The organism is Kitasatospora sp. NPDC094015 (assembly GCF_040304075.1).
GTDB lineage: Bacteria > Actinomycetota > Actinomycetes > Streptomycetales > Streptomycetaceae > Kitasatospora.
The window spans coordinates 25,891-48,143 of record NZ_JBEOUL010000014.1; the positions used below are offsets into that span (position 1 = coordinate 25,891).

The 22,253-nt window shown below is 74.3% G+C and carries 23 protein-coding genes; 6 read left to right on the forward strand and 17 right to left on the reverse strand.

The annotated features are described in order from the left end of the window. Nucleotides 1-8 precede the first annotated feature (8 nt). Nucleotides 9-281, reverse strand: a complete 273-nt coding sequence (locus tag ABT014_RS18370; RefSeq protein ID WP_350639989.1) for a glutaredoxin family protein — start codon at nt 279-281, stop codon at nt 9-11. A gap of 125 nt (nt 282-406) precedes the next feature. On the opposite strand from ABT014_RS18370, the gene ABT014_RS18375 reads away from it, so the two are divergent. The 3 genes from ABT014_RS18375 to ABT014_RS18385 all read left to right on the forward strand — a co-directional run bounded on the left by ABT014_RS18375 (nt 407) and on the right by ABT014_RS18385 (nt 4,489). Next, nucleotides 407-1,498 carry an HAD family hydrolase gene (locus ABT014_RS18375; RefSeq protein WP_350639991.1) on the forward strand — a complete coding sequence of 364 codons (1,092 nt, stop codon included), beginning with the start codon at nt 407-409 and terminating at the stop codon, nt 1,496-1,498. A 581-nt stretch (nt 1,499-2,079) separates the two neighbouring features. Continuing rightward, nucleotides 2,080-2,952, forward strand: a complete 873-nt coding sequence (locus ABT014_RS18380) for an ECF subfamily RNA polymerase sigma factor, BldN family (RefSeq protein ID WP_350639993.1) — start codon at nt 2,080-2,082, stop codon at nt 2,950-2,952. 274 nt (nt 2,953-3,226) lie between these two features. Beyond that, a complete protein-coding gene (locus ABT014_RS18385) occupies nt 3,227-4,489 on the forward strand; it encodes a DUF5667 domain-containing protein (protein ID WP_350639995.1) in 1,263 nt (420 codons plus the stop codon). A 110-nt stretch (nt 4,490-4,599) separates the two neighbouring features. Here the strand turns inward: ABT014_RS18385 and ABT014_RS18390 are convergent, their stop codons facing one another. The 11 genes from ABT014_RS18390 to ABT014_RS18440 all read right to left on the reverse strand — a co-directional run bounded on the left by ABT014_RS18390 (nt 4,600) and on the right by ABT014_RS18440 (nt 13,540). Further along, a complete protein-coding gene (locus tag ABT014_RS18390) occupies nt 4,600-5,604 on the reverse strand; it encodes a lysophospholipid acyltransferase family protein (protein ID WP_350639998.1) in 1,005 nt (334 codons plus the stop codon). Further along, entirely contained in the window at nt 5,601-6,674 is a 1,074-nt protein-coding gene (locus tag ABT014_RS18395; protein WP_350640000.1) for an NAD-dependent epimerase/dehydratase family protein, read from the reverse strand. The genes ABT014_RS18390 and ABT014_RS18395 overlap by 4 nt, the downstream gene beginning before the upstream one ends. 201 nt (nt 6,675-6,875) lie before the next feature. Beyond that, complete coding sequence (locus ABT014_RS18400) at nt 6,876-7,025, reverse strand: 30S ribosomal protein bS22 (protein WP_484626215.1); 150 nt, start codon at nt 7,023-7,025, stop codon at nt 6,876-6,878. Nucleotides 7,026-7,107: 82 nt separating this feature from the next. Then, nucleotides 7,108-7,317 carry a helix-turn-helix domain-containing protein gene (locus ABT014_RS18405; RefSeq protein ID WP_033825303.1) on the reverse strand — a complete coding sequence of 70 codons (210 nt, stop codon included), beginning with the start codon at nt 7,315-7,317 and terminating at the stop codon, nt 7,108-7,110. A 116-nt stretch (nt 7,318-7,433) separates the two neighbouring features. After that, nucleotides 7,434-8,285: a phosphatase gene (locus ABT014_RS18410; protein WP_350640003.1), complete on the reverse strand. Its 852-nt coding sequence runs from the start codon at nt 8,283-8,285 to the stop codon at nt 7,434-7,436. Beyond that, the gene (locus tag ABT014_RS18415; protein WP_350640005.1) at nt 8,282-9,481 is read right to left on the reverse strand and encodes an acetoin utilization protein AcuC; all 1,200 of its coding nucleotides are present in this window, start codon (nt 9,479-9,481) and stop codon (nt 8,282-8,284) included. The genes ABT014_RS18410 and ABT014_RS18415 overlap by 4 nt, the downstream gene beginning before the upstream one ends. A 41-nt stretch (nt 9,482-9,522) precedes the next feature. Next, nucleotides 9,523-10,716 (reverse strand): MFS transporter, encoded by a 1,194-nt coding sequence (locus tag ABT014_RS18420; protein WP_350640007.1) that lies wholly within the window; start codon nt 10,714-10,716, stop codon nt 9,523-9,525. A 147-nt stretch (nt 10,717-10,863) separates the two neighbouring features. Further along, complete coding sequence (locus tag ABT014_RS18425; RefSeq protein WP_350640009.1) at nt 10,864-11,514, reverse strand: HAD family hydrolase; 651 nt, start codon at nt 11,512-11,514, stop codon at nt 10,864-10,866. Between the two features lie 10 nt (nt 11,515-11,524). After that, complete coding sequence (gene proC, locus ABT014_RS18430; RefSeq protein WP_350640011.1) at nt 11,525-12,349, reverse strand: pyrroline-5-carboxylate reductase; 825 nt, start codon at nt 12,347-12,349, stop codon at nt 11,525-11,527. 86 nt (nt 12,350-12,435) lie between these two features. Beyond that, nucleotides 12,436-12,888, reverse strand: a complete 453-nt coding sequence (locus ABT014_RS18435; protein WP_350640013.1) for a hypothetical protein — start codon at nt 12,886-12,888, stop codon at nt 12,436-12,438. 55 nt (nt 12,889-12,943) lie between these two features. Then, nucleotides 12,944-13,540 carry a hypothetical protein gene (locus tag ABT014_RS18440; protein WP_350640015.1) on the reverse strand — a complete coding sequence of 199 codons (597 nt, stop codon included), beginning with the start codon at nt 13,538-13,540 and terminating at the stop codon, nt 12,944-12,946. A 167-nt stretch (nt 13,541-13,707) separates the two neighbouring features. Between ABT014_RS18440 and ABT014_RS18445 the strand changes: the two genes are divergently transcribed. After that, on the forward strand, nt 13,708-14,157 hold the full coding sequence (locus ABT014_RS18445; protein ID WP_350640016.1) for a hypothetical protein: 450 nt from the start codon (nt 13,708-13,710) through the stop codon (nt 14,155-14,157). A 154-nt stretch (nt 14,158-14,311) separates the two neighbouring features. Beyond that, complete coding sequence (locus ABT014_RS18450) at nt 14,312-15,604, forward strand: SCO2583/SCO2584 N-terminal domain-containing protein (protein WP_350640017.1); 1,293 nt, start codon at nt 14,312-14,314, stop codon at nt 15,602-15,604. Between the two features lie 4 nt (nt 15,605-15,608). Here the strand turns inward: ABT014_RS18450 and ABT014_RS18455 are convergent, their stop codons facing one another. The 5 genes from ABT014_RS18455 to ABT014_RS18475 form a co-directional block, all read right to left on the reverse strand. Continuing rightward, nucleotides 15,609-16,133, reverse strand: coding sequence for a hypothetical protein (locus tag ABT014_RS18455; protein ID WP_350640018.1), 525 nt, complete (start codon nt 16,131-16,133; stop codon nt 15,609-15,611). A gap of 130 nt (nt 16,134-16,263) precedes the next feature. Further along, nucleotides 16,264-18,108 carry a dihydroxy-acid dehydratase gene (gene ilvD, locus ABT014_RS18460; RefSeq protein ID WP_350640019.1) on the reverse strand — a complete coding sequence of 615 codons (1,845 nt, stop codon included), beginning with the start codon at nt 18,106-18,108 and terminating at the stop codon, nt 16,264-16,266. 119 nt (nt 18,109-18,227) lie between these two features. Beyond that, nucleotides 18,228-18,992: a class I SAM-dependent methyltransferase gene (locus tag ABT014_RS18465; RefSeq protein ID WP_350640020.1), complete on the reverse strand. Its 765-nt coding sequence runs from the start codon at nt 18,990-18,992 to the stop codon at nt 18,228-18,230. Nucleotides 18,993-19,069: 77 nt separating this feature from the next. Further along, nucleotides 19,070-19,897: a sugar phosphate isomerase/epimerase family protein gene (locus tag ABT014_RS18470; protein WP_502895026.1), complete on the reverse strand. Its 828-nt coding sequence runs from the start codon at nt 19,895-19,897 to the stop codon at nt 19,070-19,072. A 484-nt stretch (nt 19,898-20,381) separates the two neighbouring features. Continuing rightward, a complete protein-coding gene (locus ABT014_RS18475) occupies nt 20,382-21,338 on the reverse strand; it encodes a Ppx/GppA family phosphatase (protein WP_350640021.1) in 957 nt (318 codons plus the stop codon). Nucleotides 21,339-21,489: 151 nt separating this feature from the next. Between ABT014_RS18475 and ABT014_RS18480 the strand changes: the two genes are divergently transcribed. Further along, nucleotides 21,490-22,245 carry an alpha/beta fold hydrolase gene (locus tag ABT014_RS18480; RefSeq protein ID WP_350640022.1) on the forward strand — a complete coding sequence of 252 codons (756 nt, stop codon included), beginning with the start codon at nt 21,490-21,492 and terminating at the stop codon, nt 22,243-22,245. The last annotated feature ends 8 nt before the right edge of the window (nt 22,246-22,253 follow it).

The following is a 22,253-nucleotide window of genomic DNA, read 5'->3' on the forward strand; positions in this document are numbered from 1 at the left end:
GCCCGCGCTCAGCCGCCCAGCGCGGTGCGCAGCCGGCGCTCGTCCACCCGCCAGAAGTCGTGCTGGCGGCCGTCGATCAGGGTGACCGGGATCTGCTCCCAGTACTTCTCGAACAGCGCCTCGTCCTGGGTGATGTCCTTCTCCTCGAAGGCGGCGCCCAGCTCGCCGGTGACCTTGACGATCACCGCGCGGGCGTCCTCGCACAGGTGGCAGTCCGGCTTGCCGATCAGGGTCACGGTCCGGTCCGCCGGATTCTTCTTGTCGCGTCGCAGCAGGCTCACCGGGCCATTGTGCCTCCCCGGTGCCCGGCGGCCGGGCCGCGGTCACGGTCCGGATGCGGGCTGTTAACGGCGCCTGCACATCGCGGTCACGGGATCCGACACCCCCGCTGGCTATGCTCGGTGCCATGGCCGCGCTGCGAAGGCTCACCCAGGCAAGGCGTTCCCCGAACGAGCGGACCGCCCTGGCGGGCGAGGCCGCGGCCGAGGCCGCCGAGGCGGACCTGCTCGCCCTCGGCCCGGTCGGCTCCGCGGCCGCCTCCGACGCGCCGGTCACCGGCCGGCCCGCCGCCGGCCCGCCGGTCACCACCGCACCCGGGACACCCGCGCCCGCCTCCGACGCGCCCGGGGCCGACACGCCCGCGCCGACCGCCGCCGAGGGCAAGCCGGCGAAGTCCGCGAGGGCGCCCAAGGCGCCCGCCGAGGACCACACCCCGACGCCGGACGACCCCCGGGCCGCCGCGTTCTTCGACTGCGACAACACCATCCTGCGCGGGGCCGCGATCTTCTACCTCGGCATCGGGCTGTACCGGCGGCGGTTCTTCAGTCGCCGGGACGTGGCCCGGTTCGCCTGGCAGCAGGCCTGGTTCCGGCTGCACGGCTCGGAGGACCCGGCGCACATCGCGGACGCCCAGGACACCGCACTCGGGCTGGTCGCCGGCAAGCGGACGGCCGAGCTGGAGGCGATCTGCGAGGAGATCTTCGAGGAGGTGATCGCCCGCAAGATCTGGCCCGGCACCCGCGCCCTGGTCCAGATGCACCTGGACGCCGGCCAGCGGACCTGGCTGGTGACCGCCGCCCCGCAGGAGGTGGCCCGGATCATCGCCCGGCAGCTCGGCATGACCGGCGCGCTGGGCACGGTCGCCGAGACCGTCGACGGCGAGTACACCGGCCGGCTGGTCGGCGGGCTGCTGCACGGGCCGGCCAAGGCCGCCGCGGTGCAGTCGCTGGCCCGCCGGGAGCAGCTGGACCTCAGCCGCTGCGCGGCGTTCAGCGACTCGGCCAACGACATCCCGATGCTGGCCCTGGTCGGCCACCCGTACGTGATCAACCCGGACGCCACGCTGCGGCGGCACGCCCGCGCGATGGGCTGGCGGGTGCGCGACTTCCGGACCGGGCGCAAGGCGGCCCGGATCGGGCTGCCGGCGGCGGCCGGGCTCGGGGTGGTGGTGGGGGCCGCGGCGGCGGTCGCGGTGCAGCGGCGGCGGCGCACGGCCTGACGGGGTCCGTCGGGCCCGTCGGGGTCCGCGCCGCGCCGCCGGGGTGTTCGGTACCTCCTGCCGGTCCGCCCCGGGCTGCCCGGCGCCTGTTCCCGGCCTGCTCGGCGGCCGCTCCTCGGCTGCTCCGCCCGGTCGATCGGGCGTCAACCTGGCGTTCGTCCGGCCACTCCATGGATGGGCTTCTGATCACGCTAACGAGCGAACCGGCCCGCGGGCGACCGAGTGCCCGAACCAGATCGCCGGTGACAGGATCTGATCGTTCGTCGACTTGGGAAAGTCGGGGGTTGCGAGGCCCAAGGACGGGGAAACCGCCGCTCCTTCCCCCAAATTGGTCACACAGCGCTTACGAGCGCTCACGTTGCGCCAGACGGCTGGTGGCAACTCCGGTCATTACCAGCTGAATATGTGCGACAAGTGGACTTCAAACGACCACTTCGACCACAGGGTGTAGCTGTCATTGCACAAAGCGTTATCCTCTCCTGGATGCACGCCACCACGCATCCCCGATGACGGGGGGTCAGGCAGTGTGCTCTCCGCCGTGGCGGAGGTGACCCGTCCACAGTTCTGCCTCTGGGAGTCCCGTGTACCCACCCGTCCGGAACGACGCGCCTACCTCCCCCCGCCCGTCGACCGCCACCCTGCGTCCCGGTACGCGCCTGGACCAGTTGTGGGCCGCGATCCGTGACTTCGAGCTGCTCGGGCCCCAGCCCGCCCTGGCCGGGGGCGTCCCGGTCGCCGGCCCCGACCGCCAGCACCGTCCCACCGGCGCGCTGCTGCGCTCGACCGCGACCAGCGGGCCGGGCACCGCCGCGGGCAGCGGCTCCGGCACCGGCGCCCGCGGCAGAACCGCCGTCGGCACCGGCCGCGGCCGCACCCGCTCCGCCCCGAACACCGGCTTCGAGACCGAGCACAACCCCATCGTCGACCTGGTCGAGCGGGCCCAGAACGGCGAGAGCGAGGCCTTCGGCCGGCTCTACGACCACTACTCCGACACCGTGTACCGGTACATCTACTACCGGGTCGGCAGCCGGGCCACCGCCGAGGACCTCACCAGCGAGACGTTCCTGCGCGCGCTGCGGCGGATCGGCACCTTCACCTGGCAGGGCCGCGACTTCGGCGCCTGGCTGGTGACCATCGCGCGCAACCTGGTGGCCGACCACTTCAAGTCCAGCCGCTTCCGGCTGGAGGTCACCACCGGCGAGATGCTGGACTCCAACGAGTGCGAGCGCAGCCCCGAGGACTCGGTGCTGGAGTCGCTCTCCAACGCGGCCCTGCTGGACGCGGTGCGGCGGCTCAACCCGCAGCAGCAGGAGTGCGTGACGCTGCGCTTCCTGCAGGGCCTCTCGGTGGCCGAGACGGCCCGGATCATGGGGAAGAACGAGGGCGCCATCAAGACCCTCCAGTACCGCGCGGTGCGGACGCTGGCCCGCCTGCTGCCGCCCGACGCCCGGTGACCGCGACCGCTACGCGGCGCGGCTCCGACGCGGGCGAAATATCCGACGATCCGTCAGCCCCTCCCCCGTCCGCACACGTGCGGGTGAATGGGCGGTCACATGATCAGTCGTGCGTAACCGACTCCCGGCACCGCTCGTTGGCCAGCGTGCAATCCGTCATCGGGGCCGTAGTCAAGCCCGATCCAGGCATGTCACCCGATGGTGTGGTTTCGGCCCGCCGAGGCAACCGTCCGGCCGGCCTGGGTGTCGAAAACGACGAAGGGAGGTGTGGCCCGTGACGGCACATGTGCTGGAGCACCGGCGGGCAAAGGCCTTCGCCGAGGCGCTGGAGGCCCACCGGACAGAGAGCAGGGCCGACACCGGAGACGCGGCCCCGCAGGGCCCGGCCCCGGAGAGCTCGTCCCCGGGTGGCCCTGCCCGGACCGGCTCGGCCGCGATGGCCGAGCTGCTGGCGATGGCCGGCGCGCTGGGCGCGCTGCCCGGGCCGGAGCTGGACCCGCAGACCCGTACGGTCCAGCGGGCGCAGCTGATGGCCGCGTTCGAGCAGGAGTGGGCCGGGGTCCGGCCCACCGCGGTGGTTCCGCGCCAGCGCCGGCACCGGGCGGTCCGGGCGGTCTCGCGCAGCCGCTGGGGCCGGCGGCTGGCGATCGGCGGCCTGGTGGCCGGGGTGGCGGTCGGCGGCTTCGCCGGCGCGGCCACCGCGAGCACCAACGCCCTGCCGGGGGACACGCTCTACGGGATGAAGCGCGGCCTGGAGGGGCTCCAGCTGGACTGGGCGGACTCCGACGCGGAGCGCGGAGCGCTGCTCCTGGAGCAGGCCTCCACCCGGCTGGACGAGGCCCAGTCGCTGCTCCAGCGGGCCGGTTCGGCGAACGCGCTGAGCCCCGACACGGTCGAGCAGGTCCGGCGCGCGCTGGACGACATGCACACCGAGGCGGTGCGCGGCCGTGACCTGCTGCGTGCGGTCTACCGGAGCAACGGCTCGCTGGCCCCGATGCGCAAGCTCGCCACCTTCGCCGACGGCGAGGACGACCGCTGGAGCACCCTGCAGAGCAGGCTCCCCGGTCAGCTGACCAGCCAGGCCGGCAAGGTCGACCAGCTCTTCGACGACATAAGCGAGGACGTCGCGCCCCTGCACCTGGAGCAGCCGCCCGCCACGGGCGGTTCGGCCTCCGGCGGTACGGGAGCGGGCGGCGACCAGTCCCCGAGCAGCACCGGCCACGGCCCCGGCCTGGTCGGCGGCCGGCCGGACGCACCCGCCGGCACGCCGAACTCGCACGCGAAGAACGGGAGTTCGGGAGGGTCGTCGGGTGGTGGCGCCAGCCCGAGCAGTGCGCCCGGCGGGGTCGGCAGCCTGGTCGACGGGCTGACCAACGGGCTGACCGGCAACGGCGCCGGCACCACCCCGCCGGCCGGTGGGCCGGACCGCTCGGGCGAGGGCTCCCCCGCCCCGTCCGGCGCGGCCACCCCGCAGGGCCAGGGTCTGACCATCCCGCCGCTGCTACCCGGTCTGCTGCCGGGTCTCACGCTCAACTGAGGACCCCGACCGGGCGACGGCCCCGGTGGCTGCGGGCACCCGCCCGCGACCACCGGGGCCGTCCGTCCGCGGCGCCGGGCTCGGAAGAAGCGGGCTCAGCGGGAGCGGGCTCAGAAGAAGACCGAGCGGCGCTGCACCAGCAGCTTGTACAGGGTGTGCTGGATGGTCTCGCGGACCTGGTCGGTGAGGTCGAAGACCAGCATCGGGTCGTCCGCGGCCTCCTTGGGGTAGCCGTCGGTCGGGATCGGTTCGCCGAACTGGATGGTCCACTTGGTGGGCAGCGGGATCGCGCCGAGCGGGCCGAGCCAGGGGAAGGTCGGGGTGATCGGCAGGTAGGGCAGGCCGAGCAGCCGGGCCAGGGTCCGGAAGTTGCCGATCATCGGGTAGGTCTCCTCCGCCCCGACGATCGAGCAGGGCACGATCGGCACCTGGGCCCGCAGCGCCGAGGCGACGAACCCGCCGCGGCCGAAGCGCTGGAGCTTGTAGCGGTCGGCGAACGGCTTGCCGATGCCCTTGAAGCCCTCCGGCCAGACCCCGACCACCTCGCCGCGCTCCAGCAGGGTCTGCGCGTCCTCGTTGCAGGCCAGCGTGTGCCCGGCCTTGCGGGCCAGTTCGCCGACCACCGGCAGCACGAACACCAGGTCGGCCGCGAGCATCCGCAGGTGGCGCCGGGCCGGGTGGTGGTCGTGCACGGCGACCTGGGTCATCAGCGCGTCCAGCGGCACGGTGCCCGAGTGGTTGGCGACGATCAGCACCCCGCCCTCGGCGGGGATGTGCTCGATGCCGCGGACCTCGATCCGGAAGTACTGCTCCGCCAGCGGGCGCAGCAGCGAGAGGAAGACCTCCTCGGTGAGCTCCTGGTCGAAGCCGAAGTCGTCCACCTCGTAGTCGCCGGTGATCCGGCGCCGCAGGAAGGACAGGCCGTCGGCGGCCTTGCCCTCCCAGCCCTTGCCGAACAGCCGGGTGGCGCTCTCGCCGAGCCGCCCGGCCAGCGCGCCGCCGACCGCTCCGGCGAGCCGGTCGGCCAGGTCGGCGCGGTCGCCCTGCCAGCTGGGCGCGGACTGGATCGGGATGACCTTGGCCTCGCCCGTGGCGTGTTCCCTGGCGGCAGTCATCGCGGCATCGGCTCCTCGGTGTGGTGGTCCGTGCGGTGGCGGGTGTCGGGCGCGAGCAGGCCGGCCAGCCGGTCGGTGACCGCGCACAGCCGTTCGGGCGGCAGCAGGCCGGCGCGCTGGGCGGCGGCGAAGTCGGCGAAGGCCTGCGGGGTGGTGTAGCCCGGGGTGTAGCCGAAGGTGTCGCGCAGCCTGGCGGTGTCGACCACCCGGCCGTGGCTGAGCAGTTGGATCTGCTCGGGCGACATGTCGGCGAGCCTGGTCTGCCGGACCAGTCCGGCCACCAGGTTGAGTGCGGGCAGCAGCAGCGGCACGGTCGGCCGGCCGAGCCGGCGGGCGCACTGGGAGAGCAGCAGCACGCCGTCGCCCGCCACGTTGAAGGTGCCGGTGTTGGTGGTGCCGGGCGCCGGCTCGCCGGCGGCCAGCCGGAGCACCTCGACCGCGTCGTCCTCGTGGACGAACTGGAGCCGGGGGTCGCGGCCGAGCACGGTGGGCAGCAGCGGCAGGGCGAAGTAGGCGCTGAGCGGGGTGTCGCCGGCCGGTCCGACGATGTTGGCGAAGCGGAGCACGGTGACCGCGACGTCGGGCCGGCGCCGGGAGAAGCCGCGGACGTAGCCCTCGACCTCGGCGGCGTCCCGGGCGAAACCGCCGGGCGGGAGCTGCTTGGGCTGCATGCCCTCGGCGAAGACCGCCGGGTCGCGCGGCGCGGAGCCGTAGACGGCGGTGGTGGACTTGACCACCAGGCGGCGCAGGCCGGGGGCCTTCTGGCAGGCGCCGAGCAGCTGCATGGTGCCGATGACGTTGGTCTCCTTGACGGCGCTGCGGCCGCCGGAGCCCATGGCGCTGACGTTGAGGTGGACCACGGTGTCGACGTCGTGCTCGGCGATCACCCGCGCAACGGCCGGGCGGCGCAGGTCGAGCCGGTGGAAGACCATCCCGGGGGGCAGTGCGCCGGGCGGGGGCTGGACGTCGACGCCGACCACCCGGTCGACCCCCGGGCGTCCGGCGATCTCGGTGGCGAACCTGACGCCCAGGTGGCGAGCGACTCCGGTGACGAGCACGACCTTGCCCACGTGTCCGTGTCCTCCTCAGTCCCGTCCCTGCCTGAAACCGTACCGTGCGGGGATTTCCTGGACGCAAACACGCCGAGGGGTGGAAAAGCGACTGCCCGCCCCGGCGGAGTGCCGGGGCGGGCAGTGCGCACACCTGGTACGCGAGAGCGACCGTGGGCGGGCTGACTCCCGCGCGATACGGGGCAAGCGCCAGCCGAGGTGTTACTTCTTGTTGCGACGCTGAACGCGAGTCCTCTTCAGAAGCTTGCGGTGCTTCTTCTTGGCCATACGCTTGCGACGCTTCTTGATGACAGAGCCCACGGAACAACCCTCGCTCACTCGGACCCACGCCCGTGAGAGACGGGAGTCCATACGACTGACGGAGGGCCTAGCCTACCCCCCGCTTCGCCCAAGCCGTAATCGGGCCCGTTCGAGGGGTCGCGCCGTGTCCGGGCTACGCGCTCTGCAGCCGCACGTAGGACTCCTTGAGGTAGTCGTGGACCTCCTTCTCGGGGACCCGGAAGGAGCGGCCGACCCTGATGGCCGGAAGCTCTCCGCTGTGCACCAGGCGGTACACCGTCATCTTCGACACCCGCATGACCGCGGCCACCTCGGCCACGGTCAGGAAGACGACATCCTGGAGGGGGCGTTCGCCGGAACTCATGACCTCACCCGACCCTTACCCGTGTGCAAGGCACCGGCTTCCCCTCCGGTGACTCCACCGGCACACGTGTATCCCCAGAGTAGTTATGGGTGGTACCAGTGGGAAGAGGGAGAAGCTCACTCCTTGTACGGTGCGAGATCCGCCCGTTGCAGTACGTAGTCACTCAACGGTCTGTAGCACTCGGGGGGAGATCCGTCGTCCACCGGGACGGCCACCGCGACCGTGCCCTCCGCCTCCCCGACGAACGGCGCCGGGTCGTTGGAGTCGGCGAGCCCGCCGGCCGGGACGCCGAGCCGGCCGGCCCCGCAGAGCCAGCCGTGGTCGCCCAGGACCAGGCCCGGCAAGGGCTGTCCGGCCCCGGCGAGCTCCGCGAGGGCCAGCCGGACCGGCTGCGCGGAGTGGGTGTGCAGGAGGTCGTCGGCGCCGCGGTCGAGTCTGCCACCCCGGGCCGATCCCCCGTCAAGGCCCCGGACCACGGCGACCGGACCGCGGTAGTCGAGGGCGCAGGAGCGCTCGCCCTGTGGGGTGGGCTCACGGAAGCGCAGACCGCGCGCGGGGGTGAGCAGAGTGCAACCGGCTGCTTCGAGCGCCCTGGCGAGGGAGGTGTGAAACGCCGTCAGCCTGTTCGGGTGTCCGGTGCCGGTGAGCACGGTGGCGCGGCGCCGGGCGGCGGCGCGCAACAGGTCGGCGAGCCGGTCGAGGGCGTCCAGGGTGCGGTCGGGGTCGATCGTGTCGGGGCCCTGGCCGCGGCCGAAGTCCGGGTCCACGCCGACCCGTTCGGCCATCAGCGCGAGCACGGCGCCGGGGCCCCAGCGGCCCTCCGGGGCGAGGCCCATCAGCGCGGTCGGGTCGCCCTGGCCGAACAGGCGGTAGCTGCGCAGGTTCTTCTGCCGGCTGGTCGGGATCTCGTCGCCGGCCAGCCGGCGGCGCAGCAGGTGGTCGCGCAGCTGCGCGCGGGCGGCGCTCACGGCAGCAGGCCGTGGTGCGGCAGGACGGCCCGGCGGGCGGCCAGGATCGCCTGGTCGAGGCGGTCGCCGGGGTCGTAGCCGTGGTCGTGGAAGTCCCGCCAGGCGGGCTCGACGCCGTCGGTCATCCGCAGCGGGGCCTGCTGGCGGGTGCGGCGGTAGACCTCGGCGCGCCAGAGTTCGGGGGTCTCGGCGGTGGGGTCGACCGGCCGGCCCGCGGCGGTGGCGACCAGGTGGGTCCAGGCCCGGGGGACGACGTCGACCACCGCGTAGCCACCGCCGCCGAGGGCCAGCCAGCGCCCGTCCGCGTGTTCGTGGGCGAGCCGGTGGACGGCCTCGGTGACCAGCCGCTGGGCGTCCAGCGAGACGGCGAGGTGGGCCAGCGGGTCCTCGACGTGGGTGTCGGCGCCGTGCTGGCTGACCAGGACCTGGGGGCGGAAGGCGGCGAGGAGTTCGGGGACCAGGGCGTGGAAGGCGCGCAGCCAGCCGGCGTCGCCGGTGCCGGCCGGGAGGGGCAGGTTGGCGGCCGAGCCGGGGGCGTCCGGGCCGCCGGTCTCGGTGGACCAGCCGGTCTCCGGGAAGAGCGTGGCCGGGGACTCGTGCAGCGAGACGGTCAGCACCCGGGGGTCGTTCCAGAACGCCTGCTGCACGCCGTCGCCGTGGTGCACGTCCACGTCCACGTACGCGACCCGCTCGGCGCCGAGTTCCAGCAGGCGGGCGATGGCGAGGGCGGGGTCGTTGTAGACGCAGAAGCCGGCGGCGCGGGCGGGCATCGCGTGGTGCAGGCCGCCGGCGAAGTTGACGGCGTGCCGGGCCTCGCCGCGCCAGACCGCCTCGGCGCCCGCGACGGACTGGCCGGCGATCAGCGCGGAGGCGGTGTGCAGGCCGGGGAAGGCCCAGTTGTCGTCGGTGCCGAGCCCGTGCCGGGCGTCGGTCAGGCCGGGGTCGGCGGCGACCCGGCGGACCGCGCTCAGGTACTCGGCGGTGTGCACCAGGCGCAGCGTGGAGTCCCCGGCGGGCGGTGCGGAGCGGACCCCGACGCCCGGCGCGGTGGTCAGGCCGAAGGCCTCCACCAGCCGCATGGTGAGCGCCAGCCGGGTGGGGTCCATCGGGTGGCCCGGGCCGAAGTCGTAGCCGGTCTCGGCCTCGTCCCAGTACAACTGCAGGCCGCAGGGGGTCTCGTGCTCGGCGTCGGGCATGCGCCCACCGTAGCGGGCGCGGCCCGGGCGGTCGGAGCGGCCTACCGGTCGGCGGGCACCGGCTGCGCGGGGGCGGGGGCGAAGTGGCCGGAGAGCGGCAGGATCAGCAGCACCAGCGCCATCGGGGCGAGGAAGGCGGTGCGGTACGAGCCGGCGTCGGCGACCGCGCCGACCAGCGGGGATCCGATCAGGAAGCCGACGTAGTTGAAGAGGTTGAGCCGGGCCACGGCGGCGTCCGAGTCGTGCGGGAAGAGCCGGCCGCCGGCGGCGAAGACCTGCGGGATGACCGCGCAGATGCCGAAGCCGAGCACGGTGAAGCCGGCGATGGCGGCCCACGGTCCGGGGGCGGCGGCGGCCAGCGCGAAGCCGAGCGCGGCCAGTCCGGCGCCGGCCCGGACCACCCGGACGGCGCCCCAGTTCTGCACGGCGCGGTCGCCCAGGGTGCGGCCGACCAGCATGGCGACCATGTAGCCGAGGTAGGACAGCTTGGCGACGTCGCTCGGGCTGTCCAGGCCGTCGGTCAGGTACTTGACGCTGTAGTTGGAGACCGAGGCGTCGGCGATGTAGGCGACCGCCATGGCCAGGCAGAGCGGCAGCAGCGGCTTCCACGGGATCGAGCGGGCGGCGGCCTCGGCGGCCTCCCGGACGGCGTCGCCGAGTTCCCGGCGGCCGGCGAACCGAGTGCCGGTGAGCAGCGCGAGCGGGATCAGCACCGCGGCGGCGCCGCCGAACAGCACCGGCAGTCCGAGGTCCTCGTGCGCGCCGAGACCGGCCACGGCGGCGCCGATGATGCCGCCGAGGCTGAACGCGGCGTGGAAGCCGATCATGATGCTGCGGCCGTACCGGTGCTGGAGGCCGACGCCGAGCATGTTCATCGAGGCGTCCAGCGCGCCGACCAGCAGGCCGAACGCGCCGAGCGCCAGGCCCAGTTCCCAGAGCCGGTCGCCGAAGCCGGTCAGGCCCAGGGTCAGGCAGACCGCGGGCTGGACCACCCGCAGCACGGCCCGGGCGCTGGTCCGCTTGACCAGCCACTCGGAGGTGATCGAGCCGACCCCGGCCAGGATCGGCACGGCGGCCAGGAACACCGGCAGCAGGCCGTCGCTCAGCCCGTAGCGGTCCTGCAGTTCGGGGATGCAGGTGACCAGCAGGGCGAAGGTGACCCCCTGGAGCAGGAAGCTGCCGGCGAGGGCCGCGCGGGCCTGCCGGAGCCGTTCGGTGATGACCGCTTCCTGCATCTGCCCGACCTCGCTCACCACCGGCGCTACCGGCCGGTACGAAGATGTTGGCGAGAGCGTAGGTGGTGCGCGGGGTTTGCGGGAGGGGTGCGACCGGATCAGTTGGCGGGCACCCCGCCCGGCGTCCCGGCCGGTGGCCGGGGCGGCTCAGGCGAGCAGGGCCGGTACCAGGTCGAGGTCGGCCAGCAGCCCGGTCGCGCCGGCGGCGGTGAGCTTGGCCGGGTCGGTGAGCGCGGTGTAGCCGTACACGTCCATGCCGGCGGCGCGGGCGGCCAGGACGCCGTTCGGGCTGTCCTCGATCACCAGGCAGCGCCGGGGCTCGACGCCCAGGGTGCGGGCGGCGTGCAGGAAGAGGTCCGGGGCGGGCTTGCCCACGCCGACGTCCTGGGCGGAGAAGATCCGCTCCTCGGCCAGCAGGCCGCGCAGGCCGGTGCGGTCCAGGGCGGTGCGGATCCAGGCGTGGTGGGCGGAGGAGGCCAGGCAGTACGGGACGCCCTGCTGCTGGAAGGCCTTCAGCAGCCGTTCGGCGCCGCGGACGGCGGTCAGCTCCCGCTCGAAGGCGGCGAACACCCGGGCGTGGAACAGGTCGTCGAAGCCGGCCGGCAGGGTGGCGCCGTGCCGCTCGCCGATCACGTCGTGCACCTTGTGCGCGGCGCAGCCCATGTAGTCCCGGTAGGAGTCCTCGACGGTGGTGGGGAAGCCGAGCTCGGTCAGGTACTCGGCGAGCACCCGGTTGGAGATCGGCTCGCTGTCCACCAGCACGCCGTCGTTGTCGAAGATGACCAGGTCGTAGCTCACCCGGCCGAGCCTACTTGCCGCCGGTGGCCAGCTCGCGGGAGCGGTCCCTGGCGGCCTCCAGGGCGCCGAGCATGGCGGCCCTGACCCCGTGGTTCTCGAGCTCGCGGATGGCGGCGATGGTGGTGCCGGCCGGGGAGGTGACCGCCTCGCGCAGCTTCACCGGGTGCTCGCCGGAGTCCCGGAGCATGATCGAGGCGCCGATCGCGGACTGCACGATCAGGTCGTGCGCCACCGTGCGGGGCAGGCCGAGCAGGATGCCGGCGTCGATCATCGCCTCGACCAGGAAGTAGAAGTACGCGGGCCCGGAGCCGGAGAGCGCGGTCGCCGCGTCCTGCTGCGACTCCGGCACCCGCAGCGCCTTACCGACCGAGCGGAAGATCTCCTCGGTGCGCAGCAGGTGCGCCTCGGTGGCGTGGGTGCCGCCGGAGATCACGCTCATGCCCTCGTCGACCAGGACGGGCGTGTTGGGCATCACCCGCACCACCGGGGTCCCGGCGGCCAGGCGGTCCTCGAACCAGGTGGTCGGGATGCCGGCGGCGGCCGACACCACCAGGCGGTCGGTGGCCACGTGCGGGGCCAGGTCGTGCAGCAGCGCGCCCATGTCCTGCGGCTTGACGGCCAGGATCAGGGTGTCGGCGAGCGAGGCGGCCTCGGCGTTGGAGACGGCGGTGACGCCGTAGCGGGTGGTCAGTTCCTCGGCGCGCTCCGGGCGGCGGGCGGTCACCAGGACGTCGGCCGGGGCCTTCCCGGCCCGCAGCAGGCCGGAGAGCAGGGCCTCCCCGATCTTGCCGGTGCCCAGGAAGGCGATCTTCTGTCCGGTTGCGCTGCTGGTCATGGCCGCTGCTCCTTCGTACGGTGCTGCGGCCATCCTCGCACCGGGGCGGGGAGCGGTGCGGCAGCCGTCCATGGTGCGGGCACGGCTCAGGTGCCCGGGGGCGGCCGGGTGTCGACGGTGATGCCGAGCCGCTCCAGCAGCGGGCGGCAGGGGCGGCACGGGAGGTGGGCGGTGGTGTGCGGCGGGGTGCCGGTGACGTGCAGCAAGGAGAGGGTGGCGCCGCGGAGTTCGTCCGGCAGGCGCTCGGCGGTGCGTTCGGCCAGGCTCAACCAGCCGGTGAGCACGGTCAGTTCGGGGCAGGAGCCGGCGGTCGGGCCGAGCAGGTCGACCAGCAGCGGGTGCGGTGGCGGGTGGCCCGCGTTGGAGACCCAGCGGACCACCTGCGGGGGGCTGCCCGGCACCTGCAGCGAGGCGAGGTAGGCGGGCAGCAGGGCGCCGTCCGCCGGCGTCCGACTGGTCGGCACCCCCGAGTTGACGGCGCGGGCCTCGCGGATCGCGGCGGACACCTCCAGCGCGTTCAGTCCCCGGTTCCGGCCCACGTGTCCTCGCTCTCGCCGCAGTTCGCCCTGCTCAACTGCGAAACCGCAGCTCAGGTCACGTGCCGTCGGTGGGCAGGCCGTTGTTCTCCCGGTAGACGTAGGTCCAGAAGCCGACCGTGACCTCGGCGCGGTCGAGTTCGGCGGGCCGCCCGGCGAACTCGTGGCGGACGTAGTCGGCGAGATCCGCGCCGTAGACGATGACGTCGGTCTGCTGGACCGAGAGCACCGGGTGCCCGAACTGCCCGGCGAGGCCCGGCAGACAGCGGTGGCCGTGGACCGGCACCAGCTGCGGGGCGTCGGCCAGAGCGCGCCGGGCGGTCTCGACGGCGGCGGCGGTGCCCGCCGGGCGCTCCCCCCAGCCCGGGTACCAGAACCCGTTGTGCTCGACGTCGAAGAGGACGCCCTCCACCGGCCGCCCGAGCAGCTCCCGCAGCACCGCCGGGTCGCCGTCGCGCCAGTCCGGCCAGCCGCCGCCGAGCGGGAGCCCGGCCCCGAGGAACACCCGGTGGTCGGCCGCGAACCGGAAACCGTACCGCTCCTCGACCGCGTCCAGCTCCCGCTCACCGAGCCCGGGACCGGGCCGCGGGTGGAGCAGGAGCTGGAGTGCCCGGGCGGCGTCCGGGGTGAGCGGGCGGGGCTGGCGCTGGGTCATTCCCGCAGGGTACGTCCGGCGTGCGGCCCGCCCCGCCGCGCAGCGCGGGAGCCTCGCGGGAGGGCACCGGGCTCCCGCACCGGGCTCCCGCACCGGGGCTCCCCGTAGGGGGAAAGTCAGGGGCCGCCGCTCTGGCTTCCGGGCCCCGGTGGGCGCACCGTGGGGTCATGGGACACGAGGAATTGTCGCGACGCGAGAACCGTCAGCTGGCCGTCGCCTCGGCGACGCTCGGACCGTGGCGGACGGCGACGGCGGTCGGAGCGGTGGTGGCGGGCGGGGCGCTCGCGGTGGACGTGGTCACCGGGAGCTGGTCGATGGACATCCTGGCCGGTCCGGTCGGGCTGGGCCTGTTCTTCTTCTTCCTGGTCGGCACCGTGGGCGGCAAGCTGCGCCGGGACCCCGGGGACCGCCGGCTGCGCCGCTGGGCGGACGAGCACCCGTGGCAGTCGGCGATGCCGGCGGCGGGCGCGCTGCTGGTGCTGAACACCGTGGCGCTGACGCTGCTCGGCAGCTGGGGCCTGTTCGGGGCACTGTTCACCTCGCTGCTGCCGGCCGGGATGCTGCTGATCGTGGCCGGGGTGGTGGGCTCGGTGAAGCAGGCCCGGCGGCGCGCCTGACGACCGTACGGCCCGGCGCGAGGCCGGGACCTGAGGCTCCGCCACCTGTGGCGATCAGGCGAAAGGGTGGAAACCGACACCGATCGCGCACGGTCTCCACCGGTGGTCCACACCCTCGCGAACGGGTGTCCGAACACATCGGCATACTGACCGCGTGCCGATAGCCGAAGACCCCAACCCGCACCCCTCGGGCGAGCCCGCCGAGGACCCGTTCGACAACCTGGTGCTCGACGACGAGTTCGTCCGGGCAGCCAGCGTGAAGGAGCCCTCCGGCCGCACCCGGATGCTCAGCGCCAAGTGGAAGCACGAGCCGCCGCAGGCCGTGCCGTGGCGCCACGACGACGAGCGGGTGCCGCAGATCCGGCGGCGCCGCTTCGGTCGCCGGGCCGCCCGGGTGGACCCGTGGGGTCGGCCGAAGCCACGGCGCGGCTGGCAGGCACCGCTGTTCGTCGTGCTGGCGATCGCCGTGACCCTGGCCGCGCTCAACGTCGACCAGCTGCGCACCTGGTTCCACCCCGGGGCGGACGACTCCACCGCCGCCGCGCCGACGCCCACCCTCGGCCCGGAGACGGCCGCGCCCACGGCCGCACCGCCCGCCGTCGACCCCGACACCCCCACCGTCGCCAACCCGTGGGCCGGCTCCCCCGCCGCCCAGTGGCCGGCCGGCCCGGACGCGCTGGCGCTGCCCGCGGCGACGGCCCTCGGTGTGTTCGACCAGGACGAGGTGGCCGACCAGCTGACCAAGGTCAAGCAGTTCCTGGTGGCCGCCAACCTCGACCCGAAGACGCTGGCCGGCGCGACCCCGCAGGCCGCCCTCGACCTGCTCGACCGGCACAGCCGGGAGCAGGTGGAGGCCTCCCTGGCCCGGCCGTCCCTCAAGGACGACCCGGCAAGCCTGTTCAGCCGCTTCGACCCGCGCCGGGCCGTGCCGGTCACCGACCAGGTCAGGGTGCAGGGCCGGATCACCTTCGAGAGCGACGGCGACCAGGGCGTCCTGGTGCACTCCGACGTCACCTACGTGTACGCGCTGCGCCCGGGCCCCGAGGCCGGCCGCAAGCACGACGCGCCCGGCGGGGGCCAGGGCGGATCCGACGCGGGCGCCAAGCCGGTCGCCTGGACGGTCGCGTGGTCCGACGGCGCGGCCGGTGGCGACAGCCGGGTGGAGCGGGAGATCGTCCGCCGGGTGGTGGACTTCCGCTTCTACAACCCGGCGCGCTACAAGGTCGACAAGGGCAAGCTGGTGCTGGAGGCCTGGAACGGCGACTTCGGCAACAACGTCTGCGACATGGGCAGCGGCTACCTGGAGCCGTTCTTCCCCGTCCCCGGCCTGCCGGGCGGCGGCAACACCGAGCAGAGCCCGAGCGGACCGCCGTCCGACCCGTACGACCGGTCCAAGCCGCTCGGCGAGGACCGCGGCGAGGGCTGCGGGACGCTCTCGCGCACCTGACCCGTCAGCGCCGCTTGCGGCCGGGCTTCCCGCCGGGGCGCCCGGCCCGGGCGTCGCGGCGGCGCAGGTGGGCCGCGACGGCGCGCTCGTGGGCCGCCCGCCGCACGCCCTCGCCCGGCGCCTCGACCAGGCTCCGGACGAAGTACGCGCCGAGCGCGCCGACCCCGCCGATGATCCAGACCGCACCGAGCGACCTGTCCTCGGCCATCCAGCCGGTCAGCGCGTCCCGGCCCTCGGTCAGCACCTTCCAGGTGCGCACCGCGGCCAGGCAGGAGCAGATCGCGATCCCGCCGGTCAGCAGGAGGTTCACGAACCCGCCCGCCTCGGACATCGTCACGCCGGACACCGCGAGGCGCAGCAGCACGGCGCCCGCCGCGGCGGCGGCCAGCGCGCCGAGCGCGACCAGGACCCGCCGGGCCCAGTAGCCGGCGCCGCGCTCGACCCAGCTGGTGCCGAACCAGCGGATCGGCTCGGGGGCCGGGCCCTCTGCGGGCCGGGGGGCGGGAATGGTGCTCCGTACGTCGTCCACGGATCCGATTATGGCCCGACCGGGAGCCCGGACCACGAACGGAACGCGGACGGACCACGCCCCGAACACCCCCGGGACGCGGACGGAGCCGCCCCCGGCCGGGAGCGGCTCCGCCGTACGGCCGACCGGCTCAGCCGAGCTTGCTGACGTCCCGCACCGCGCCCTTGTCCGCAGAGGTGGCCATCGCGGCGTACGCCTTCAGCGCGGCGCTGACCGGGCGGACCCGGGACTTGGGGCGGTAGCCGCCGTCCGCCTCCAGCTTCAGGCGCCGCTCGTGCAGCTCCTCGAAGGAGACCTTGAGCTCGACCGAGCGGCCGGGGATGTCGATGGCGATGAGGTCGCCGTCCTCGACCAGCGCGATGGTGCCGCCGGAGGCCGCCTCGGGCGAGGCGTGGCCGATCGACAGGCCCGAGGTGCCGCCGGAGAACCGGCCGTCGGTGATCAGCGCGCAGGCCTTGCCCAGACCCCGGCCCTTGAGGAACGAGGTCGGGTAGAGCATCTCCTGCATGCCGGGGCCGCCCTTGGGGCCCTCGTAGCGGATGACCACCACGTCGCCCTCCTTGACCCGCTTGGTGAGGATCGCGTCGACCGCGTCCTCCTGCGACTCCAGCACCACCGCCGGGCCGCTGAAGGTCCAGATCGACTCGTCGACACCGGCGGTCTTCACGATGCAGCCGTCCTCGGCCAGGTTGCCGTACAGCACGGCCAGCCCGCCCTCGACCGAGTAGGCGTGCTCGACGCTGCGGATGCAGCCGCCGGCGGCGTCGGTGTCCAGGGTGTCCCAGCGCTCGGACTGCGAGAACGCGGTGGCCGAGCGGACGCAGCCGGGGGCGGCGTGGAACAGCTCGACGGCCGTCGGCGAGGGCGAGCCGCCGCGGATGTCCCAGGTCTTCAGCCACTCGGCGAGCGAGTCGGAGTGCACGGTGTGCACCTGCTCGTCGAGCAGCCCGCCGCGGTACAGCTCGCCGAGGATGGCGGGGATGCCGCCGGCCCGGTGCACGTCCTCCATGTAGTAGCTGCCGTTGGGCGCCACCTTGGACAGGCAGGGCACCCGGCGCGAGATGGCGTCGATGTCCCGCATGTCGAAGTCCAGCTCGGCCTCCTGGGCGGCGGCCAGCAGGTGCAGGATCGTGTTGGTGGAGCCGCCCATCGCGATGTCCAGCGCCATCGCGTTCTCGAACGCGGCGCGGGTGGCGATCGAGCGCGGCAGGACCGACTCGTCGTCCTGGTGGTAGTACCGCCTGGTGATGTCGACGACGGTGCGGCCGGCGTCCTCGTACAGCGCCCGGCGGGCGGTGTGGGTGGCCAGCGTGGAGCCGTTGCCGGGCAGCGAGAGGCCGATCGCCTCGGTGAGGCAGTTCATCGAGTTGGCGGTGAACATGCCCGAGCAGGACCCGCAGGTCGGGCAGGCGTTCTCCTCGATGATCGCGATGTCCTCGTCCGAGACGTTCTCGTTGACGGCGTCGGAGATCGCGTTGACCAGGTCCAGCTTGCGCACGGTGCCGTCGACCAGGACGGCCTGGCCGGCCTCCATCGGGCCGCCGGAGACGAACACGGTCGGGATGTTGAGGCGCAGCGCGGCCATCAGCATGCCGGGGGTGATCTTGTCGCAGTTCGAGATGCAGATCAGCGCGTCCGCGCAGTGCGCACTGACCATGTACTCGACCGAGTCGGCGATCAGGTCGCGGGACGGCAGCGAGTAGAGCATGCCGTGGTGGCCCATGGCGATGCCGTCGTCGACCGCGATGGTGTTGAACTCGCGGGGGATGCCGCCGGCCTCCTTGATCGCCTCGGAGACGATCCGGCCGACCGGCTGGAGGTGGGTGTGGCCGGGCACGAACTCGGTGAACGAGTTGGCCACCGCGATGATCGGCTTCCCGAAGTCCTCGCGGGCTACGCCGGCGGCCCTGAGAAGCGCGCGGGCGCCCGCCATGTTGCGACCGTGGGTGACCGTACGGGACTTCAGCTCGGGCATTCGCGCCACTCCTTCGGAGGCTGCTGGCGGCCGCTGCGCTGGTGGGAGGGTGCAGCACCGCTGTGGCTGTCGAGCCTACGCTCCGGGCCGGGCCGCCGGACGGACCGTCCGCGATCCGGTCAGCCGCGCTTGACGCCGACCGAGAGGCGGAGCCGCCAGGGCTGGAGCACCGAGCCGTCCGGGAACTCGGTCAGCAGCGCCGCGCGCTCGGCGGCGAGCAGCTCCTCCCTGACGGCGGCCGGCAGCACCGCGAAGTGCGAGCGGGAGCCGAATTCGGCCACCAGGCTGTCCACCGTGGTGCGGCGCTCCCAGGTCAGCTCGGCCCCGGCGGGCCGCAGGCCGTGCTCGGCGAGCGGGTCGGCGGTGCTCTCCGCCCGGGGCACCGGGTGGTACGGGGTGAGCGCGGCCACCAGCCGGTCGCGCGAGGCGGCCAGCCACGGGACGCTGCTGTCCGGGTGGTTCCACCACAGGGCGAGCGCGCCGCCGGGGCGCAGCACCCGGATCGCCTCCGGGACGGAGCGGGCCGGGTCGGTCCAGTGGAAGGCCTGCGCGTAGGTGATCAGGTCGGCGGTGGAGTCGTGGAACGGCAGCTCCTCGCCGCCGGCCCGCACCAGCGGGGTGCCGGGCCCCGCGGCGAGCAGCTCGGCGGCCATCCCGGCGCTCGGCTCGACGGCCGTCACCCGGGCGCCGCGGGCCTGCAGCAGCCGGGTGGCGATGCCCGTACCGGCGCCGACGTCCAGCACGTCCGCGCCCCGCAGCGGGCGCCCGGTCAGCCGCTCCAGCTCGTCGAAGAGCGCGGGCGGGTACGAGGGCCGGTGGGCCTGGTACTGGGCCGCCACCGGGCCGAAGGACATGGCGTAGTCGCGTTGCTGAAGACCGGTCATGGTGTTCCCCCTCCGTGTCCGGCCAGCCTACGCGGCGCCCGGCCCGAGCTCGGCGGGTTCGACGCGGACGGGCCCGGTCAGCGCAGGCGGGCCGGGGTGGCCAGGTGCAGGCGGGTGAAGGCGAGCGCCTCGGCGAGGTCCGCCTCCCGCTCGGCCGGGGAGGTGGAGCGGCGGGTGTTGACCTCCAGCACCACGTGGCCGTCGAAGCCGGTGCGGGCGAGCCGTTCCAGCAGGGCGGCGCAGGGCTGCTTGCCGCGGCCCGGGATGAGGTGCTCGTCCTTGCCGGAGCCGGCGCCGTCGGCGAGGTGCACGTGGGCCAGCCGGTCGCCCATCCGGGCGGACATCTCCAGGGCGTCGATCCGGGAGGTGGCGGCGTGCGAGAGGTCGATGGTGAAGTGCCGGTACTCCTCCTCGGTGACGTCCCAGCCCGGCGCGTAGGCGAGCATCTCGCGGTCCCGGTAGCGCCACGGGTACATGTTCTCGACCGCGAACCGGACGTGGGTCTCGCCGGCCATCCGGTCGATGCCCTCGACGAACTCCCGGGCGTACTGGCGCTGCCAGCGGAACGGCGGGTGCACCACCACGGTGTCGGCGCCCAGCTTCTCGGCGGCGGCCCTGGCCCGGACCAGCTTGGTCCACGGGTCCGAGGTCCAGACCCGCTGGGTGATCAGCAGGCAGGGCGCGTGCACCGCCAGGATCGGCATCCGGTGGGCGTCGGACAGCCGGCGCAGCGCCTCGATGTCCTGGCTGATCGGGTCGTTCCAGACCATCACCTCGACGCCGTCGTAGCCGAGCTTGGCGGCCAGCTCGAAGGCGGTGGCGGTGTTGGCCGGGTAGACCGAGGCGGTGGAGAGCGCGACCTTGGTGTCCGGGATGTGCAGGCCCGGGTGCGGGGGGAGCACCAGCCGGTCGGTGGTGCGCAGCAGCGGGGCGCGGCGGGCGGCCTTGGCGGCGCGGGCGGTCTTCACGGCCTTGGCCGCCTTGGCGACCTGGGCGGTCTTGGCGGCCTTGACGGCTTTCGCGGCCCGGGCGGCCTTGGCGCCGCGGCCCTCCTTGGGGCCCTCGGTGGGGGCGGCACCCCGATCCCCGTCGGCCTGCTCCGACCCTGTCTGCTCCGCCTGCTGCTCCGTCTGCTGCTTCGCGGCGCGGGCGGCCCGGCGGCCGGCCGCCGGTTCGGCGGTGGCCCTCGCGCGACGCGGCCGGCCCGCCCCCGGCTGCCGCTTCCCGGCAGCGCGATCCGGCCGGGCCCCGTCCTGGTCCGCTGGTTCCGCCACGGGCAACAGCGTAAGCGGCCAAGCGGCCGAATGGGACGTGCCGGACATCACGCGGCCGTCGCCGGTGGTCACCGGAGGGTCGCCGGGCGCGACCGGGGGCGCCTCCGCCGGGCCGTCAGGCCGTGATGGCGGCCGGCCGGCCGGCGGTGAGGTCGAGCGTGTCCAGGCGGCGCAGGATGATGCCCTCCCGCAGCGCCCAGGGGCAGATGTCCAGCTGCTCCAGGCCGAACAGGTCCATCGCGGCGTCCGCGACCAGGGCGCCGGCCAGCAGCTGTCTGGCCCGGCCCTCGGAGACGCCGGGGATCTGGGCCCGCTCGGCGACCGTCATGGTGGTCAGCCGGGGCAGCCAGGCCGACAGGCCCGCCCTGGTCAGCCGGCGGGGCACCCGGGCGCCGGCGTCGGCCGGGGCGGCGCCGGTCATCCGGGCGAGCTGCTTGAAGGTCTTGGAGGTGGCGACGGCGTGGTCGGGCGCGCCGATCCGGCTGAACTCGCCTACCACCCGGGCGATCTCGGTGCGGATGTGGCGGCGCAGCTCCCGCAGGTCGTCCGGGTCGGCGACGTCGCCGGGCAGGCGGGCGGTCAGCCGGCCGGCGCCGAGCGGCAGCGAGCAGGCCACGTCGGGCTGCTCGTCGATGCCGCAGGCCATCTCCAGCGAGCCGCCGCCGATGTCCAGGTTGAGCAACCGGCCGGAGGACCAGCCGAACCAGCGGCGGACCGCCAGGAAGGTCAGCCGGGCCTCGTCCTGTCCGGACAGCACCTGCAGGGCGACTCCGGTCTCGTCGGCGATCCGGGCGAGCACCGCCTCGCCGTTGACCGCCTCGCGGACGGCCGAGGTGGCGAAGGGCAGCAGGTCCACCACGCCCTTGTCCTCGGCGACCCGGATCGAGGAGGCGACCATGGCGGTCAGGCGCTCGACGCCCTCCGCGCCGATCGCCCCGTCCGCGTCCAGCAGCTCGGCGAGCCGCAGCTCGGCCTTGTGCGAGTAAGCGGGCAGCGGGGCAGCACCGGGGTGGGCGTCCACCACGAGGAAGTGGACGGTGTTGGAACCTACGTCGAGCACACCGAGTCGCATAACGCTCCACGCTACGCGATCCGACCCGCTCACCTGCCCGATTGTGTGGTCCCGGGGGCCGGGCCGGGCCCGGTCGGATGGTTGACCGGCAGCCGATCGGGGATGAATCCCCCTCGGACGGGGACCTCATCTCGGCGCGGAGGACGACCATATGACGATCAGTCACCGACTTGTCGGCACCGGCGGGCACCGGGTGGTGGTGCTGCACGACTGGTTCGCCACCACCCGGCACTGGGGGCCGTTCCTGGACTACCTGGACGGCGAGGAGTTCAGCTACGCGCTACCGGACCACCGCGGTTACGGCGAGCGGGCCGCGGTGCCCGGCGAGTACACCCTCGCGGAGATCGCCCAGGACGTGCTGGACCTCGCCGACCAGCTCGGCTGGGACACGTTCTCGCTGGTCGGCCACTCGATGGGGGCCAAGGCCGCCCAGCGGGTGCTGGTCCAGGCGCCGCACCGGGTCCGCCGGCTGGCCGGGATCACCCCGGTGCCGGCCTCCGCCTACCCGCTGGACGCCGAGGCGCACGCCCTGTTCCACGGCGCGGCCGAGCGCCCGGCCAACCGGCGCGCGATCCTCGACCTGGTCACCGGCCAGCGGGCGAACGGCGGCTGGCTGGACCTGATGACCGCCCGCTCGGTCGCCGGCTCCCGGCCGGAGGCCTTCCAGCGCTACCTGGAGGACTGGACCACCCAGGACTTCGCCGCCAAGATCGCCGGGACCCGCCTGCCGGTGCGGGTCTTCATCGGCGAGCACGACCTGGCGCTCACCGAGCCGGTGATGCGGGCCACCTGGCTGGCCCACTACCCGGACGCGACCCTGGAGATCCTGGCCGGCTGCGGCCACTACCCGATGTACGAGATCCCGGTCGCCTTCGCCACCGCCCTGGAGGACTTCCTGCGGGGCTGAGCGGGCTC